17 protein-coding genes are annotated in these 16,794 nt (G+C 54.7%); 12 read left to right on the top strand and 5 right to left on the bottom strand.

Annotation, left to right across the window (positions count from 1 at the left end):
* The first annotated feature begins 50 nt into the window (after positions 1-50).
* From BCF53_RS02055 to BCF53_RS02070, 4 genes are all read left to right on the top strand, one after another.
* Positions 51-458: an SRPBCC domain-containing protein gene (locus tag BCF53_RS02055; RefSeq protein WP_165901777.1), complete on the top strand. Its 408-nt coding sequence runs from the start codon at positions 51-53 to the stop codon at positions 456-458.
* Between the two features lie 7 nt (positions 459-465).
* Positions 466-1,110 carry a pseudouridine synthase gene (locus BCF53_RS02060; protein WP_132699361.1) on the top strand — a complete coding sequence of 215 codons (645 nt, stop codon included), beginning with the start codon at positions 466-468 and terminating at the stop codon, positions 1,108-1,110.
* A 23-nt stretch (positions 1,111-1,133) separates the two neighbouring features.
* Positions 1,134-2,618: a DNA recombination protein RmuC gene (locus BCF53_RS02065; protein ID WP_165901778.1), complete on the top strand. Its 1,485-nt coding sequence runs from the start codon at positions 1,134-1,136 to the stop codon at positions 2,616-2,618.
* Positions 2,619-2,714: 96 nt separating this feature from the next.
* The gene (locus tag BCF53_RS02070) at positions 2,715-3,797 is read left to right on the top strand and encodes a GGDEF domain-containing protein (RefSeq protein WP_132699365.1); all 1,083 of its coding nucleotides are present in this window, start codon (positions 2,715-2,717) and stop codon (positions 3,795-3,797) included.
* On the opposite strand, the gene BCF53_RS02075 is transcribed toward BCF53_RS02070, so the two are convergent.
* Positions 3,794-4,048, bottom strand: coding sequence for a DUF4404 family protein (locus BCF53_RS02075; protein WP_132699367.1), 255 nt, complete (start codon positions 4,046-4,048; stop codon positions 3,794-3,796). The genes BCF53_RS02070 and BCF53_RS02075 overlap by 4 nt on opposite strands.
* Positions 4,049-4,194: 146 nt before the next feature.
* Here BCF53_RS02075 and BCF53_RS02080 point away from each other — a divergent pair, with 146 nt between their 5' ends.
* Entirely contained in the window at positions 4,195-6,408 is a 2,214-nt protein-coding gene (locus BCF53_RS02080; RefSeq protein WP_132699369.1) for an ATP-dependent helicase, read from the top strand.
* A gap of 51 nt (positions 6,409-6,459) precedes the next feature.
* Here the strand turns inward: BCF53_RS02080 and BCF53_RS19515 are convergent, their stop codons facing one another.
* Positions 6,460-6,588, bottom strand: a complete 129-nt coding sequence (locus BCF53_RS19515; protein ID WP_279389122.1) for a hypothetical protein — start codon at positions 6,586-6,588, stop codon at positions 6,460-6,462.
* 308 nt (positions 6,589-6,896) lie between these two features.
* Positions 6,897-7,769 (bottom strand): N-carbamoylputrescine amidase, encoded by an 873-nt coding sequence (aguB, locus tag BCF53_RS02085; RefSeq protein WP_132699371.1) that lies wholly within the window; start codon positions 7,767-7,769, stop codon positions 6,897-6,899.
* Between the two features lie 192 nt (positions 7,770-7,961).
* Between aguB and BCF53_RS02090 the strand changes: the two genes are divergently transcribed.
* The 5 genes from BCF53_RS02090 to ppk1 all read left to right on the top strand — a co-directional run bounded on the left by BCF53_RS02090 (position 7,962) and on the right by ppk1 (position 12,950).
* Positions 7,962-8,378: a c-type cytochrome gene (locus BCF53_RS02090; protein ID WP_132699373.1), complete on the top strand. Its 417-nt coding sequence runs from the start codon at positions 7,962-7,964 to the stop codon at positions 8,376-8,378.
* Positions 8,379-8,567: 189 nt separating this feature from the next.
* A complete protein-coding gene (gene serA, locus BCF53_RS02095) occupies positions 8,568-9,797 on the top strand; it encodes a phosphoglycerate dehydrogenase (protein WP_132699375.1) in 1,230 nt (409 codons plus the stop codon).
* 26 nt (positions 9,798-9,823) lie between these two features.
* Positions 9,824-10,279 (top strand): hypothetical protein, encoded by a 456-nt coding sequence (locus BCF53_RS02100; protein WP_132699377.1) that lies wholly within the window; start codon positions 9,824-9,826, stop codon positions 10,277-10,279.
* A 212-nt stretch (positions 10,280-10,491) separates the two neighbouring features.
* A complete protein-coding gene (locus BCF53_RS19180) occupies positions 10,492-10,668 on the top strand; it encodes a hypothetical protein (protein ID WP_165901779.1) in 177 nt (58 codons plus the stop codon).
* 173 nt (positions 10,669-10,841) lie between these two features.
* Entirely contained in the window at positions 10,842-12,950 is a 2,109-nt protein-coding gene (gene ppk1, locus BCF53_RS02105; RefSeq protein WP_132699379.1) for a polyphosphate kinase 1, read from the top strand.
* A gap of 232 nt (positions 12,951-13,182) precedes the next feature.
* Here the strand turns inward: ppk1 and ppx are convergent, their stop codons facing one another.
* Complete coding sequence (gene ppx, locus BCF53_RS02110) at positions 13,183-14,709, bottom strand: exopolyphosphatase (protein WP_165901780.1); 1,527 nt, start codon at positions 14,707-14,709, stop codon at positions 13,183-13,185.
* 66 nt (positions 14,710-14,775) lie between these two features.
* Between ppx and BCF53_RS02115 the strand changes: the two genes are divergently transcribed.
* Together BCF53_RS02115 and dctP are read left to right on the top strand one after the other, a co-directional pair.
* Positions 14,776-15,321: a gamma carbonic anhydrase family protein gene (locus tag BCF53_RS02115; protein ID WP_132699383.1), complete on the top strand. Its 546-nt coding sequence runs from the start codon at positions 14,776-14,778 to the stop codon at positions 15,319-15,321.
* Between the two features lie 178 nt (positions 15,322-15,499).
* Positions 15,500-16,411, top strand: a complete 912-nt coding sequence (dctP, locus tag BCF53_RS02120) for a TRAP transporter substrate-binding protein DctP (RefSeq protein ID WP_132699385.1) — start codon at positions 15,500-15,502, stop codon at positions 16,409-16,411.
* Between the two features lie 115 nt (positions 16,412-16,526).
* Here the strand turns inward: dctP and BCF53_RS02125 are convergent, their stop codons facing one another.
* Entirely contained in the window at positions 16,527-16,721 is a 195-nt protein-coding gene (locus BCF53_RS02125) for a PA3496 family putative envelope integrity protein (protein ID WP_132699387.1), read from the bottom strand.
* Positions 16,722-16,794 lie beyond the last annotated feature (73 nt).

The following is a 16,794-nucleotide window of genomic DNA, read 5'->3' on the forward strand; positions in this document are numbered from 1 at the left end:
TGTCTCTGCTAAAATAGCTGGGCCAATACATGCGCATAGCCGGAATGATTATGACGACTCTTTATCACGAAATAGTAGTACAGGCTGAGCCAGACCGCATCTGGTCCTTGTTGACCACGCGTACCGGTCTGGAGCAGTGGTGGCCGGGGAGCATCTCCACCCACGGGGCAGATAGCTGGCAGTTTCAGGCGCAGCAGCAGGAAGTGTCCATGGTGTTCCGGGTTGTCGAGGAAGAAACCGAAAGCGTACTGGAGTGGCTTTGCACCCAGGGCGAAGACTACTGGCACAACACGCTGGTGCACTGGCGCATTGAAAAAGCCGAAGGCGAAAACCGACTGATTCTGGAGCATCGCGACTTACGCGAAACCCCTTCTGAACTGGCCTCACTGAATACCCGCTGGGGCGTGCTGATGAACCGTATTGCGCTGCAGCTGCAGGAAGAGCGGCGCAAGGGCTGATGATTTAATGCCCGAAATATATCCTGACATCATTGCCGAAACGGACGGCTTCTGGGTTATAAACAAGCCCATTGGCTGGACGGTTCAGCGCGATACCGACGCACCCTCTGTATTGCAGTGGCTGCAGCGTGAGACCGCTATAAAGCCGCTCCCTGTGCACCGGCTCGATAAGCCAACCTCCGGCCTGTTGCTGGTGGCCAAGACCGAGCAGGCCAACCGCGAGTTGAGTTTGGCCTTTGCCGAGCGCACGGTGCGCAAAACCTATCTGGCCGTTTCAGATTGCAAACCGAAAAAGAAGCAGGGTTGGGTCAAGGGCGATATGGCACCGGCGCGGCGCGGTCAGTGGAAGCTGCTGCGCACCACTGAAAACCCGGCGCTGACGCAGTTTTCCAGCTACCTGCTGAGCCCATCGTTACGCGGCTTTGTACTGCAACCGAAAACCGGCAAAACCCATCAGCTACGGGTGGCGATGAAATCGCTGGGCGCGCCGATCTTGGGTGACATCCGTTACGGTGGCTCCGCCGCTGATCGGGTTTTTCTTCATGCCTGGCGTCTCGAATTTAGTTACCATGGCGCGCAATACTCGTATCAGCAAGATCCTAATCCCGGCGATCACACCGCCTGGCCATTCAGCTTGCCAGACATCAGTTAATCTATCTTCTTCAGGGGCCCACTTTGATTCTTTGGATGACCACTCATTACCTTCCCTTAGCCGCCGGTGTTGCAGTCGGCATTGTGCCGCTGGCACTGCTGACTGCCTACCTGTTGCGCAATGCCGATAAGCGGAGGCAGGCGCTGCAGCAGCAACTGGAGCTGGCGACCCAGTCGCTGAACTTTGAAATTGAGCGCACGGCGCTGACCAATCATGAACTGACCGATGTGAAACAGGCCGGGGAAGCATTAAGCGAAAGCCTTTCGGAAGCCAAAGCGAAAATTGCCAGCCTGACCGCGCAACTGGAACAGCTGCCGGTTGTGCATGAACGCCTGCGTGAAAAGGAACGCGAGTGCCATGCGCTGCAGCAGAGCTTTCAGCAGCAGGACACCAAAATGGCCGAACTGGCGGTGCAGATGCAGGCGCAGAGTGAGCATCATGCCGAGCAGGTGAAGATGCTCACCGAAAATAAAGCCCAGCTGAAGCAGGAGTTTTCACACCTGGCGAATGAAATATTCGAGCAGAGCAATCAGAAGTTCCAGCAGCAGTCACGTCAGTCGATGTCGGCACTGCTGGATCCGTTTCAGAAGAATATTGAGCAGTTCCGCCAGCGTGTCGATGATATCCACAGCAAGGAAATTGAAGGCCGCGGCCAGCTGGTGGCGCAGTTGAACATGCTGCGGGAAATGAACAATCAGCTGAATCAGCAGGCCAGCGATCTGACCAAAGCCCTGAAGGGTGATAAAAAGCTGCAGGGTAACTGGGGTGAGCTGCAGATTGAGCGCATTCTGGAATCGTCCGGCCTGCGCAAGGGGCGTGAGTACGAGCGCGAAGCGAACTTTAAAAGTGAAGACGGCAAGAACTACCGCCCCGATTTCGTTATTCATTTGCCGGAAGGCAAGCACATTATCATCGACAGCAAGGTCAGCCTGGTGGCCTACCAGAACGCCTTGATCAGCGAAGACGACACACTGCGGCAGAAGGCGATGCAGGAACACATCGCCGCAACGCGCAACCACATCCGCTCGCTTAGCGAAAAGAATTACCCCAGTCTGAATGGTATGAACGCACCGGATTTTGTATTGATGTTCATGCCCATTGAAAGCGCCTTTATTGCCGCCTTCGAAGCCGATCAGCAGCTGTTTAATGAGGCCTTTGAACGGCACATCGTGGTGGTTACGCCGACCACGCTGCTGGCCACTCTGAAAACCGTTGCCAACCTTTGGGTGTTGGAGCGGCAGAATGAAAATGCCAAAGAGCTATTCAAGCTGGCCGGAAAGATCTACGACAAGCTGGCAATCTTCGGTGAAAAGATGGACAAGCTGGGAGCACAGCTGAAAACCGCCGACTCCACCTTTCACGATGCCATGGGCAGCCTGCGGGACGGGCGCGGCTCAATGGCCAGCTATGTTCAGCGACTGCAGAAACTCGGTGCACCATCGAACAAAAAACTGCCGGCCTCAATGGCGACCTTGTCAGAAGACGACGGCGATCAAGAAGACGCATAGTTTTTTCAGTAATGGCTTATATTGTGAACTGCGTCTAAAAAATATTCTGGTTTTCTTTAAAATGCAGAACGTTCAGATGCAGTTACGGAGCCACGCTTGATCCATTCCGAACTTTCCTCAAGGCGGTTGCAGCTATTGGTTGTATGCTCAATCCTGTTAGCGCTCGCCTTTATGCCCATCGATATGTCGGCGATGCCCACAGAGCTTCATGGCAGCTACATCTTTTCGCGGGTCGCACTGCAATTGCCGGCCGGTTTGTTTTTTCTCTATTACACCACCCGGCCCAATTACCGGGCGCACAAAGATTTGGTGCTGTTTCTGGTGGTCAGCTATGTCAATGGCGTTAACTACTGGGTGATTTATAAATGCTGGGTGGTTGCGCAACACCCGTTTCAGTATGAAGGTACGGTGCTCTATACCCTGGCCGCATTTTTCCTGTTGCGGATGTCCTTTCGCTATGCGGTCTATCTGGTTTTGCTCAGTAACTTCAGCTTTTTATTGATGGTTTCTTTTTTGCCTATTTATGGCTCATTTGGCTTCACCAAGTATGGTTTGATGTCGGCCGCCCAGTTCATCAGCTTGCTGGGCTTGTTCTCGCTGGAGCAAAGCTTTTTGCGTTCAAAAGAATTGTCGGAAAAGCTGCATGATCTCAGCCGTACCGATCAGCTGACCGGGCTGAACAACCGTCGGGCTTATGAGCTGGACGGCCAGGCATTATTAGACCGGGCCTGCGATACGCAACAATTGTTAACCGTGTTTCTGATCGATATCGACCATTTCAAACCCTATAACGACTTTTATGGCCACGTCCAGGGCGACGAAATTATTCGCTTGCAGGCCGATTTGTTGCGACAGGTATTTAATGGCGACGATGAAGTGCTTGGCCGGTATGGCGGTGAAGAGTTTATTGTGATTGCGCTGGGAATGGATGTTACCGAAGCGCATCGCAAAGCCAGCCGGCTGAATGAACTTTGGCACCAGCAGGCGGTAGAGAACCCGCAGGCTCTGCGCAAGTATCTGACCTGTTCGGTGGGTGTTCATAGCCAGGTTCCGGCCCGGGGTCAGACGTTTGCGGCGCTAATTCGCGCGGCAGACCAAGCGTTGTATCGGGCCAAACACCTGGGGCGTGATTGCTATGTGTTTAGCCAGGGTGGGGATGGCAGCGAGCCGCCGGCTTAAATGCCGATGGCCGCCAGCGTTTCCAAAATATTACGGGCAATGGCCGCACTCTTCGGATGATCCGATTCGATATCGGCAATCAGCGATTCCAGCGATTCACGGAAGGTCGGGTCTTCCGGGTCGGGCTGATCAATGTTGTGTACATGGTACTGAATCTGATCGAGCAGTGCCTTCTGTTGCGCACTGGCTTCGCCCTCTGGCAGGTGTTCACGTAAGCGTTGAAACAGGCTTTTAATCTCTTGTTTAGGCATGCGGCTACTCCGTTTGGCTGCTTCGACCGCTACTGAGCCCGGTCGTTGAGAGCTCAGTAACTTTTGTTATTAAGACCACAGTAACTATAGCAAAGTGCGGCTGGTATGATGTCATACTTTCTTTGGCGTTAATCTGAAAATCTTCTGTGCAATATACTTCTGAACAACAGGCTGTGATTCAGCATGCCGGTGGCCATGCCCGCATTATTGCGGTTGCCGGTTCCGGGAAAACCCAAACGCTCACGGCCTATGTGCATAACCGCCTGCAATCCGGTGCCGACCCGCGCCGCATGCTGGTGCTGATGTACAATAAGGCGGCGCAGCTCGATTTTGAACGGCGACTGAAACAGGTTGCCGGGCGCGGCGCGGTGCTGCCGGATGTGCGCACCTTTCATTCGCTGGGCTACCGTATTTGCCAGACGCTGGTGCAGCGCGATTATATGGCGGCGTTCGATAAAGACATCCTGCAGGATTCCGACATCGAGCCGGTGATCTGGCGTATTCTGCGTAACCTGGCCGATGCCGACATCGCCGATGACATTCTCACCCGCAAAAAGAAGTGGGTGGAGCCGGCGGTTGCCTATCTGGAATTGGTGAAGAGCTCCTTGGCGACACCGGAGCAGGTGTTTGAATCCACCGGCCTGCCAGCCAGCTGCAAGCTGTTTATTCAGGCCTTTTATGAGTTTGAGGACTGGCGCAGCCAGCACCATAAGATGACCTTTTCCGATCTGCTCTACGAGCCGGTGCTGCGCTTTAAAAACGAGCCGGATATCGCCGCCCAGTTTGCCGGCCATATGGCGGAATATCTGGTCGATGAGTTTCAGGACATCAACCCCGTGCAAGAGTATTTGCTGAAAACGCTGCACGGCGGCAAGAGTGATATTCTGGTGGTGGGCGACCCGGACCAGACCATCTATGAATTCCGCGGCTCCGACCCGGCGCTGCTGACTACCGGCTTCAGCAACAGCTATCAGGGCACCAGCGATTATCAGCTCAGCCACACCTTCCGCTTTGGTGACACGCTGAGCCTGCTCGCCAATCAGGTGATTGCCGGTAACTATGCCGCTGACAGTCCGCGTATCCAGTGTGTTTCGCACCAGAGTGCAGGTACCACCCGAGTGCAGCGTGAAGCCTGTGGCGACAGTGCTCAGGCCGCACTGACCTGCATACGCAACTGGCAGGCCAGCCGCCCGCTTAAGGACATTGCCGTCATCAACCGGCTGTGGGCCAACAGTGCCCGGCTGGAGCTGCTGTTGCTGGCCAATGCCATCCCTTACCACATGGATAACCAGCAGACGGTGCTGGAGCGCTACGAATTGCGCCCGTTCCGCGTACTGCTGCAAATTGCCGCCGGTGAAACCGCGCAGTGGGATGCCCGAGCCCGCAAACAGGCCTGGCAGGTATTGCTCACTCAACCCTATCTGAAGATTAAGAAATCGATCGTCGACGAGTTGATTAGCCGGCTGGCCGGTGTCAGCCGTGAATGGGGCCAGGCGCTGCGCAATGCCATCCCCAACACGGTGTCCAAGTATCAGTCGGAGCAGCTGTTTGAGCGCGCCCGCTGGATCGAAAAGGCCGAACGGGCGCAGGGTGAGGCCAGTCTGGTGCTGTATGGCTGGCTGCAGGGCACCGATTACCTCGCCTCATTGAAAGACAATGCCTTTTCCGTCGCGCAGGTGGAAGATCAGGTGGCAACCGTCAAAGCCTTTGTCTCCTTTGTACGCCAAAGCCGCTGGCCACTGGCCCAGGGTGCAGCGCAACTGACGGAGCTGATGAACCGGAAGACGCCGGCCAATGCCGATGCGCTGCTGATTACCTCTATTCATAAATCGAAGGGGCGGCAGTGGCCCTGTGTGATTATTCCGGAGCTCAACAGCCAGTTTTTCCCTTACCAGCCAGAGGGTGAAATGATGATTGCCACCAGCGTTGCCAGTGAGCGACGCCTGCTCTATGTAGCCATGACCCGCGCCGCCGAAGAGCTGGTGCTGTTGACGCCGGCCGATGACAGCACGCTGATGCCATCACGCTTTATTCCCGATGCCTATGTTGATGGTCTGGCAGCCTTTGAAGCGGCCCTTGGCAACGGCTCGGCTGCGCCGGAATTACCCGGTGACATGCACCGTCCCAGTGTCGAGTTTTACGCCCGGTTGAAAGGGCTGCCGGTGCCTGCATGGCAGCAGCGCTCGCTGAAAAAGGGGGAGGAACTGGTGAATCAGGTGGTTTCACACCCCAAGCTGGGGGTCGGGCAGATTATCGCCGAATCCAAAAACCGGATTACGATCCAGTTTATGCGTCATGGTGAGCGCGAGTTCGATAAGCAGATTGTGTTGCCGCTGTTGCAGCGGCTCAATGAAGACTGACCGGCCACCTGCATACAGCCGCATTGCAGGTGATGGGTAAAGCAGAAGCGCTCAGTACAGCATGAAGATTGCGGCGGTCAGTACCACCAGTAATGCGGCTACAGAGCCCAGCAGGGCCGTTAGACCGGCCACTTTTCGTCCGGCGCGGCGCTTTTCATTGTCATAGAAGTTATCGCTCATTGTGATTTCCTTATTGTTATTGTCGTTCCCTGGGGCGTTAGCCTGCCCTCCATTTTCAGGCTAGTAGAACAATGTTCTGAAAAATTGGCGGTCGATCACAATTGATACATATTGGAATAGGAAAGCGCAGAAATTGGGACCGGTTACAGGTCGTTCTTTGACTCAGGTCGCAATCTGCAAGAGGGGCCTGTGTGGGCGCTGAAAATCAGCTGGGCAGAGCAGAGCGCTCAGGCATGGACCGCAAACCGGCTCTTGGAAAGGCCAGATGTGTTTGCGCTGTTTGCCTGAGCGATTTTGATGGCGGGGCGTTAGCGGGTAATACCATCTTTGGTCGACAGCGCCTGGTACTGGCTGGGTCGACGGTCGCGGAACAGACCCCATTCCTGACGCTGATAAGCCAGCGCCTGCAAATCAAAGGACTGGCAAACAAAGCCGGTTTCGGTTTTGTTCATTTCGCTCAGCAGTTCGCCGGTGGCGTCGGTAATAAACGATGAGCCATAGAAGGTAATGGATGAATCATCGATCACTTCCTCACCCACCCGGTTGCTGGTAATCACCGGAATGACGTTGGCGGCCGAGTGCCCCTGCTGGGTGCGCTGCCAATGCTTGCTGGAATCGATGCTGGCGTCGTAAGGCTCCGAGCCGATGGCCGTTGGGTAGAACAGAATGTCTGCACCCATCAGCGCCATGGAACGGGCGCATTCGGGGAACCACTGATCCCAGCAGATGCCCACGCCAATAGTGCCGAAGCGGGTTTTCCACACCTTAAAGCCGGTATCGCCGGGGCAGAAATAGAATTTCTCGTTATAGCCCGGGCCATCCGGAATATGGGTTTTACGGTAGATGCCCAGGTTTTCGCCATCGGCATCGATAATCGCAATGGAGTTATAGGCGACAGGCCCGGCCTGCTCAAAAAAGCTGATCGGTAGCACCACGCCAAGCTCTTTGGCGATCGCTTTAAAGTGGTTGATGGCCGGGTTGTCTTCCACGCCGGTGGCGAAGCGGCGATAGTCCTCTTTCTGCTGCTGGCAAAAATAAACCCGTTCGAACAGCTCGGGCAGCAATATAATGTTGGCACCCGCCGCCGCGGCCTGACGCACCAGCTTTTCCGCTGTGGCGATATTTTCTTCTACATTCCAGCTGCAGCTCATTTGCGTTGCAGCAACAGTTACCTGATTCACTTTTGGCGAGCTCCCGGTTAATTGTCTAACATCAAGGGTGGTATGGATGGCAAATTCAGATTGTTTCAGCGTTAGCCGCGCGGTATATCCACCGATAGTCGTAGGTTTGGTGCCTGTTGTTTCACCGACCCGGTATAGCCGCTATAATCGCCGCCTCATAAGAATAACGATGTTAACGGAACGGACTACGATATGAAAAAGTTTCTCGTTTTATTGGTCACTTTTGCTTTTGGCGCTGCGATTGCTGCAACTCAAGGCAGTGAAGAATCGCTGGCAGAGCGCCTGAAACCGGCCGGTAACGTTTGTATTCAGGGGCAGGAGTGCGCAACCGCTAAAGTAGCGGCGAGCAGTGCCGCAGCGGACGGGCCGAGAAGTGGTGAAGATGTTTATTCTGCATCCTGTGCTGCCTGTCATGCGACCGGCCTGTTAAGTTCGCCAAGGTTCGGCAATGCCGACGACTGGGCGCCGCGTGAAGTGCAGGGGCTCGAAACGCTCTATAGCCATGCCTTGAATGGCCTGAACAACATGCCCGCGAAGGGCGGTAATACGGCACTGAGTGACGACGAAGTGAAGGCGGCGGTTGATCACATGCTGGCATCTACCCGCTAACAGATTTGCACTGCTGCAGGGTGCCCTCGGCACTCTGCTTTCAACCTTGCCGGCGGCTCTATCTGACCATTCGGTCTGATTAATCTTTATTCTGTTTTTAAAACAACAGCATTGCGAAAATGGCTAAGGCGCAGGTTTTAAGCTGTGTTATCATCCGCGCGCTTTAACCATTGCCTCAGAGTTTTCAAGATGACCCAGACTTCCCTCGATAAAAGCAAAATCCGAATTCTTCTTTTAGAAGGTGTACACCAGAGCGCATTGGATACGTTCCAGAAAGCCGGTTACACCAATATTGATTACGTAAAAGGCTCGCTGCCGGAAAGCGAACTGCTGGAAAGAATTTCCGAGGCGCATTTCGTGGGTATTCGTTCGCGTACACAGTTGACCGAAGACGTCTTTGCTGCGGCGAAGAAACTGGTTGCGGTTGGCTGTTTCTGCATTGGTACCAACCAGGTGGATTTAACCGCCGCGGCCAAGCGCGGTGTTCCGGTATTTAATGCACCCTACTCCAATACCCGCTCCGTAGCCGAGCTGGTCATTGCTGAAATTATTATGCTGATGCGCGGTATCCCGGAGAAAAACGCAGCCTGTCACCGCGGTGGCTGGCTGAAATCTGCCAACGACAGCTACGAAATTCGTGGTAAGAAGCTGGGTATTGTTGGCTACGGCAACATCGGTACTCAGTTGGGCGTGATGGCCGAAAGCATGGGCATGGAAGTGATGTTCTATGACATCGTCACCAAGCTGCCACTGGGTAATGCCCGTCAGGTTGGCTCTCTGAACGAGCTGCTGAGCACGGCGGATGTGGTTTCTTTGCACGTACCGGAAACGGCTTCCACCAAGATGATGATGGGTGAAGCCCAGTTCAGCCAGATGAAACAAGGCAGCTTCTTCCTCAATGCTGCACGCGGTACCACGGTTGAAATTGACGCACTGGCTGAAGTGATCCGCAGCAAAAAACTGCTCGGTGCGGCGGTCGATGTATTCCCGGTTGAGCCTCGCTCTAACGACGACGAATTTGTTTCGCCGCTGCGTGAGTTCGATAACGTACTGCTGACCCCTCACGTGGGTGGTTCAACGCAGGAAGCGCAATTCAATATCGGCATTGAAGTGGCTGAAAAACTGGCGACTTATTCCGACATCGGTACCTCGCTGTCTGCGGTTAACTTCCCTGAGGTTGCTCTGCCGGCGCATCCGAATGCGCACCGTATTCTGCACATTCACGAAAACATTCCTGGTGTTCTGTCTGAAATTAACCAGGTGTTCTCTGAAAACGACATCAACATCATGGGTCAGTTCCTGCAAACGTCCGATAAGATCGGTTACGTGGTGATTGATGTCGCTCAGGAAGCGTCCGAAAAAGCTCTGGAAAAAGTACTGCAGGTTAAAGGCACACTGCGCGCCCGCGTACTGTTTTAACCGCTGAAATTTCCGGGCCCGAGACCATGCGCAGAACCATTCAAACAACCTCATTGCTTGCTTTGGTTCTGCTGCTGTTTTCCTGCAGCAGCCGTGGTCTGAATACCGAACTCACCAGCTGTGTCTATCCGGACAGCAACCGCACGGCCGCACCCTCCTTTATTTGTGATCAACAACTCGATGGTTATCCCATTACCGCTCTGCGCAGTCTGCCTGAAAATGATCAGTCGGCCAGCGAAGCCTCTGCCACACTGCTGAACGAGCAGATTGCCGAGTGGTCAGCGCTGTGGTCCGGTGACTGGTTTACGGATGCTCTGCAACGACAACAGGCCGTGCTGTTCCTGCACAACTACCTGCACGAGCATGCGCGCGTTATTCGCAGCCGCACCAGCCCAAAGAATACCCTTTGGCTGTTGATCGGTGTTGATGCCAGCCTGGACGAGGTTAGGGCACTGACCGAGGCTGCGCTGTCGGCCGGGTGATTCTTCCCTCCGCATACATCTCATCTCCGTTTTTTTGGCACCGAACCCTAAGCGCGCCAGAGGCGTCTGTTTGCCCGCTGTTTCAGACAGTCAACTTTTTGCCACTCGGTAGAGAATTGTTATAAGCCGGGTGCTTCCGCAATCTGCGGCTATAATTCGGTTATCGAGGATTGCAGTCAGTTGATTGGCAATGCGCCGATAGGAGTAAAAACGTGAAGTATTTGTACATTCCTGTAGTGGTCTTAACCTGCGCGATGCTGGGCGCCAGCCTGGTATTGATGGATTCCGGTGCGACCCAAAATGCCCTCATCTGCGTCACACTGGCGATGGTCGGCTTTGTAACAGCCTACCGCCTGCAAGCCCGTTATTTGTTGTTGGATGAAGTTTAACCTCTGTTCATAGTGTTGATCTGTCAAACCCTGCGTTGCACCGCCCCGGCGGTGTTTTTTTTGCCTGTAACCTATAAGCTGTGGTCACCACAAAATCTCACATGACTTATACTTGTCATAATGGTGTCGCCAGCAGGAATTAAAATTAGCGGCAATGACAAACAGGAGTAGGTATGACCAACGCGAACGGCGCGAATGCCGCCGAAGTTAGTGAAAACACCCCGGTTGAAATCGGGTCGGAGCATTTTTTAAATCGTGAATTATCTCTGCTGGAGTTTCATCAACGGGTCATGCTTCAGGCGGAAGATGCCTCCATCCCGCTGTTGGAGCGACTGCGATTCCTGTGTATTTCCAGCACTAACCTCGATGAGTTCTTTGAGGTTCGTGTCGGTGGCCTGAAAGAACTGCACGAAGCCGGGTCTTCTCTGGCCGGGCCGGACGGTCGTGGCCCGGAAACTCAGCTGTCTACCATTGCCGTGCGCGCGCACGAGCTGGTGAATCGACAATACCAGATCCTCAATGAGCAGATTCTGCCCAAGCTGGCGGAAGAGAATATTGAGCTGATCAAACGTAAAGATTGGACTAAGGCGGAAATTGAATGGCTGAAAAACTACTTCCATCAGGAGGTGCTGCCACTGCTCAGCCCCATCGGTCTCGACCCGGCGCACCCGTTCCCGCGTATTCTCAATAAGTCGCTGAACTTCTTTGTCTTCCTGCACGGCAAAGATGCCTTCGGCCGTAACAGCGGCCGCGCCATTGTGCAGTGTCCGCGTTCACTGCCGAATGTTGTGCGTCTGGACTTGCCGGATCAGAACAACGCCAACCGCTTCGTCTTTATGTCGTCGATCATTCACTATTTTATGGATGAGATCTTTTACGGCATGACGGTCAAAGGCAGCTATCAGTTCCGGGTGACCCGAAACTCCGACCTGTTTGTCGACGAAGAAGAAACCGAAGATTTGCGCCGCGCCATTGAAGGTGAGCTGGTCTATCGCCAGTACGGCGATGAGGTTCGCCTGGAAGTGGCCGAAAACAGCCCGGACGAAATGACTTCATTCCTGATGGGGCAGTTTGAGATCAGCGAGCCCGATGTTTATCAGGTGGATGGCCCGGTCAACCTGAACCGCCTGTCAGACCTGATTGATATGGCCGGACGGCCTGATCTGACGTACACCCCCTTTGAGCCCTGTATGCCCAAGGCGTTGCGCCGCAAGAAGAATGCCTTCGAGGCCATCGCCCGTGCCGATATTCTGTTGCACCACCCGTTTGATTCCTTTGTTCCGGTGGTAGAGCTGATCCGTCAGGCCGCCAAAGACCCGAACGTGGTCACCATCAAGCAGACGCTGTACCGGACGGGTGTTAAGTCCGTCATTGTCGATGCGCTGGTGTCTGCGGCTAAGGCCGGCAAAGAGGTGACGGTGGTGATTGAACTGTTGGCGCGCTTCGATGAAGAGGCCAACGTTGCGCTGGCGATGCGCCTGCAGGAATACGGCATTCACGTGGTGTACGGCGTATTTGGCTATAAGACCCACGCCAAGCTGCTGATGATTGCCCGCAAGGAAGGCAATAAGCTGCGTCACTATGTGCATCTGGGAACCGGTAACTATCACCCGAAAACTGTGAATATCTATACCGACTACGGCTTGCTCACCTGCAATAAACAGATTGGTGACGACGTTAACCGCATCTTCCTGCAGTTGACCAGCCTCGGCCGGGTATCCAAGCTCGATAAGGTGCTGCAGGCGCCCTTTACGCTGCACAAAACCATGATGAAGTATATTGAGCGGGAGATCGAACACGCCAAAGCCGGCCGGCCGGCGCGTATCACTGCGAAGATGAACTCGCTTTCAGAAGAGAACCTGGTGCGCAAGCTTTATGAAGCCAGCCAGGCTGGGGTGAAGATTGATCTGATCGTGCGCGGTATCTGTCAGGTGAAGCCGGGGGTTCCGGGCGTGTCTGAGAACATTCATGTGCGCTCTATCGTTGGCCGCTTCCTGGAGCACACCCGTGTTTTCCGGTTTGAAAACGGAGGTGAGCCAGACTTGATTGCCGCCAGTGCCGACTGGATGACCCGCAACATGTTCCACCGCGTGGAGACCGGCTTCCCGATTCTGGTGAAGCGCATTCGCGACAAGATTACCGCAGACCTTGAGCTGTACCTTGCCGACAACACTCAGGCGTGGGTGTTGAACACCGATGGCAGCTACACCCATCTGCAACCGAAGGAGGGCGAAGCGCCGGTTTCAGCTCAGATGACGCTGTTGCAGGAAGCTATTTCCTGATGCGGGGCGGCCAGTTGCCCGCCCCAGACTGATGACAAAGCTACCACAGCCTTCGAGACGATGAAAAGGTAGCTCCTAAATAGACGTCGAAAACATGGCGGTCCGACGATTCGATGTTTTCGTCGAGCGTATCAGGACGATACTTGCAGCGGTCTATTTAGGAGCTACCTTTTTGTCGGCGGGGTTTATCGACAACCTGAGGCGGGCAATTGCCCGCCCTTGCCTGAGCGGCCTACTCCGCTTCTTCCGGCCGGTTCAGCGAAAGCGGTACCGGGCTCTTCTTCATGTATTTCACTTCCGACTCCAGATCAGCGGCGGCCAGCGTTTGCTCGTTCCACCAGGCTGGCGGCGCACAAAAGCGCAACTGCTTGCCGTTGAAGCTGATTGACCAGCTGATGTCCTGCAGATCACTGCGGGCACGGGTCAGAATGCAGGCCAGACGGAAGATCTGCAACACCACATAAAACTCGTTCAGTTGCTCCGCCGGCAGCTGTTCTATCTTTGCCCAGTCGGGCTTTTTGCGATGGAACTGCACCAGACAGGCGAGGATGCTCTGCTCATCAAAGCCAAAGCCGGCCATGTGGCAGTTTTCAACAATGTAGCCGCCGTGCCGGTGGTAGCCGTCGTGGTTAATATCCAGCCCGACCTCGTGCAGCATGCTCGCCCAGGCCAGGTTGCGCTGCCAGTTGTCATCGAATTTATGCTCATCCTGAATGTTGTCGAACAGTTGCAGCGCTACCCGGCTGGTGCGTTCGGCGTGCAGCACGTCGGCATGGAAGCGCTTGCCCAGCTCGGTAACTGAGCGCTCTTTCATATCGGATATGCTGTCGTGACCGAGCAGGTCGAACAGCAGGCCCTCGCGCAGAGCCCAGGGTGAGGCTTCCAGCGAGGCAATCTTCAGTGCCTTCATGGTGGCATTGAGCACAATCAGGCCACCAATGAATACCGGCATACGGTCGCTGCCGACGCCGGCGATCTTCAGGCTGTCGATCGATTTCGCCTCAATGCACTGGGCGATGAGTTTTTCCATGCCTTCCAGGGTGACCGCCGGGTGACCGTTGAGTTGCTCCAGCGCACCGGAAACCGCCTTGATTGAGCCAGAGCACCCGATCGCCCGTTGCCAGGATTGCTGCCGAAAGCGCTGCTGGAAGGGCTCCAGTTTTTGCCGGCAAAATACATCGGCGCGCTTCACCAGAGCGGGCGTGATATCGCCAGCCTCAAAGAACTTGCGGGTAATGGAAACACAGCCCATGCCCAGCGATTCCATGGACAGCGGGTTATAATCCTGGCCGATAATAATCTCGGTACTGCCGCCGCCGATGTCGATCACCAACCGCTTCTGGTTATCGTCTTCCAGGCCGAAGGCGACGCCGTGATACACCAGGCGAGCCTCCTCGACACCGGAGATGACATGAATCTTGTTGCCCAGTGCCTTTTCGGCCCGCAGCAGAAACTCCTCCGCATTTTTTGCCTGACGCAGCGTGCGGGTACCGACAGCGCGCACGCGGTTGGCGGGAATGTATTGAATGCGCTGCTGGAAGCGGGTCAGGCAATCGAGCGCCCGCTTCTGTGACAGATCGTCAAGGCGACCATCGGTATCTAAACCATAACCCAGCCGAACCGGCTCTCGCAGGCGATCGATAATGCTCAGCTGACCGTTGGAAATCTTGGCTATGATCATATGGAATGAGTTGGAACCAAGGTCGATTGCGGCTATTTCTTCTGTACGGTTCCGCCAGAAACTGGAAAGTTTTAACATGGTGCGGCTCTGCATTGAAAAACACCATGTTACCCTGAGACTCCCACTAAGAAAAAGGACTCCGATTTGGCGATTTATGAATTCAACGGACACCAGCCGCGCCTGGCCGAGCGGGTGCTGGTTAGCAAAGAAAGCTGCGTGATTGGCGATGTCGAAATTGGCAGCGACAGCTCTGTCTGGCCCGGAGCCGTCATCCGCGGTGATATGCACAGTATCCGCATTGGCGAGCGAACCTCGGTGCAGGATGGCTGTGTGCTGCACATCACCCATGCCTCGGCCTATAACCCGGGCGGTTATCCGCTGCTGATCGGAGATGACGTGATCATTGGCCACAAAGTCTGCCTGCATGGCTGTACCATTGGTAACGAGGTGCTGATCGGTATTGGCGCCATCGTGCTGGATGGTGCAACGGTTGAAGATCAGGTGATCATCGCCGCCGGAGCACTGGTGCCGCCGGGCAAACGGTTGCGGTCCGGCTATATGTACAAGGGCAGCCCGGTGGTTGAAGCCCGGCCATTAACGGAAAAAGAAAAAAGTTACTTTAAGTACTCGGCAGGCAACTATGTAAAGTTGAAAGATGAGTACTGCAGTCAGGGCTTCAGTGTCTGCTGATGGCCGGCAGATTGCTTTAAACAACTCTGCAGGCCGGAACTTGTTGCGCCCGGTCATGGTCGAACGGGTGAAGACATCTGTTGGTCATATTCGCTGGGTAAACTCGCGCGTTTATCCGAAGCCGCTGCAATGCGCACGGCGGGCTGACCGCTGATATCCAAATTAAACGAGGTTTGACATGCGAACATTCGCGCTACTTTTGCTCTCACTGCTGGTGTCCGTTGCTGCCAGTGCACGAACGGAAATTAAAATCTCCACGCTCTATCCGCCGGGCTCCGATGCGGCAAAGTCGCTGATTGAGCTGTCGGATAAGCTGAAGGAAAAAACCAATGGCGAGGTGCTGATCAAGCTATACCCCGGCGGCGTCATGGGTGACGACAACACCGTGATGCGCAAGATGCGCATTGGTCAGTTGCAGGGCGCACTGGTCAGCTCCGGAACGCTGGATATCATCAAGGCCGACGTTAAAGGCCTGAGCCGGCCGTTTGCCTTTGACAGCATTGACGAGGTCTATGCCAAGCGCGAAAGCTACGATCAGGTGATTCGTGATGAACTGTTGGAGCTGAACTGGCTTGCCTATGGCCCCTTTGATGGTGGTTTTTCTTACCTGATGTCGAAAAAACCGGTCACCAGCATGGATGAGATCCGCCAGTCCAAACTCTGGCTGCCCAATACCACCGATATTCAACAGGTCAGCGCCGAGCTTAACGTCGATTACCTGGTGATGAATATTGGCGATGTGCTGACCGGGCTGGATACCGGCGCTATCGATACCCTGGTATCGCCACCGTCGGCGGCGCTGGCGCTGAACTGGTACAGCCGCTTCAACTACGTGGTGGATACGCCGGTGTTGTACACCTGGGGTATTTTGATCCTGCCGGAAAAAACACTGGCACGCATGGATGAAAAAACACGCGCCCTGGTCACCAGTGAATTTGAAAGCTGGGCGGCCTCTCTGGAAGCGCGCCTGCGGGTGGGCAATGCCAATGCCAACGATGCCATTCGGCAGTTGCTGAAGCCTATTGCGTTCAGTGCCCGGGATATCGAAATGCTGCGGGCTGCCGAGCAAAGCCATTCCAGCGCATATTGAGCCGGCGATGAGGCAGCCAGCTTAACGCTGTTAGTTGTGCATGCCGTCCACGGACGGCACAAAAAAAGGGCACTCAAGGTGCCCTTTCTGATAACCGCTCGGGTTCGTTAAATTCTTATTGGTACACCTCTAAATCCAGATCCTGGTATTCATTTCTTAACCGCTGCTGTTCCAGATGATCTTCGATCGCTCGCCGTGCCGCCAGTTTACGGTGGTTTTCCGTGCGCTTGGAATCGCTGCCTTCTCCAGGTTTGTGCAGTATTGAGTCTTCCAGGTTGGAAAGTTCCAGTTCATACAGGTTCGTAGACATTTAGCTAATCTCCTTCGAGGTGACTGTTTTTGTTGTTGTTAATTCAGTTCAATTCGCTATTCAAATGTATCGA

The organism is Reinekea marinisedimentorum (assembly GCF_004341165.1).
GTDB classification, from domain to species: domain Bacteria; phylum Pseudomonadota; class Gammaproteobacteria; order Pseudomonadales; family Natronospirillaceae; genus Reinekea; species Reinekea marinisedimentorum.

What these genes read in the sequence shown, in the direction of transcription:
- BCF53_RS19515 (WP_279389122.1), bottom strand. Translation starts at nt 6,588, where the DNA reads ATGAGCGATAACTTCTATGACAATGAAAAGCGCCGCGCCGGACGAAAA.
- ppk1 (WP_132699379.1), top strand. Translation starts at nt 10,842, where the DNA reads ATGACCAACGCGAACGGCGCGAATGCCGCCGAAGTTAGTGAAAACACC.
- BCF53_RS02125 (WP_132699387.1), bottom strand. Translation starts at nt 16,721, where the DNA reads ATGTCTACGAACCTGTATGAACTGGAACTTTCCAACCTGGAAGACTCA.
- serA (WP_132699375.1), top strand. Translation starts at nt 8,568, where the DNA reads ATGACCCAGACTTCCCTCGATAAAAGCAAAATCCGAATTCTTCTTTTA.
- ppx (WP_165901780.1), bottom strand. Translation starts at nt 14,709, where the DNA reads ATGTTAAAACTTTCCAGTTTCTGGCGGAACCGTACAGAAGAAATAGCC.
- dctP (WP_132699385.1), top strand. Translation starts at nt 15,500, where the DNA reads ATGCGAACATTCGCGCTACTTTTGCTCTCACTGCTGGTGTCCGTTGCT.
- BCF53_RS02055 (WP_165901777.1), top strand. Translation starts at nt 51, where the DNA reads ATGACGACTCTTTATCACGAAATAGTAGTACAGGCTGAGCCAGACCGC.
- BCF53_RS02100 (WP_132699377.1), top strand. Translation starts at nt 9,824, where the DNA reads ATGCGCAGAACCATTCAAACAACCTCATTGCTTGCTTTGGTTCTGCTG.
- BCF53_RS02075 (WP_132699367.1), bottom strand. Translation starts at nt 4,048, where the DNA reads ATGCCTAAACAAGAGATTAAAAGCCTGTTTCAACGCTTACGTGAACAC.
- BCF53_RS02060 (WP_132699361.1), top strand. Translation starts at nt 466, where the DNA reads ATGCCCGAAATATATCCTGACATCATTGCCGAAACGGACGGCTTCTGG.
- BCF53_RS02090 (WP_132699373.1), top strand. Translation starts at nt 7,962, where the DNA reads ATGAAAAAGTTTCTCGTTTTATTGGTCACTTTTGCTTTTGGCGCTGCG.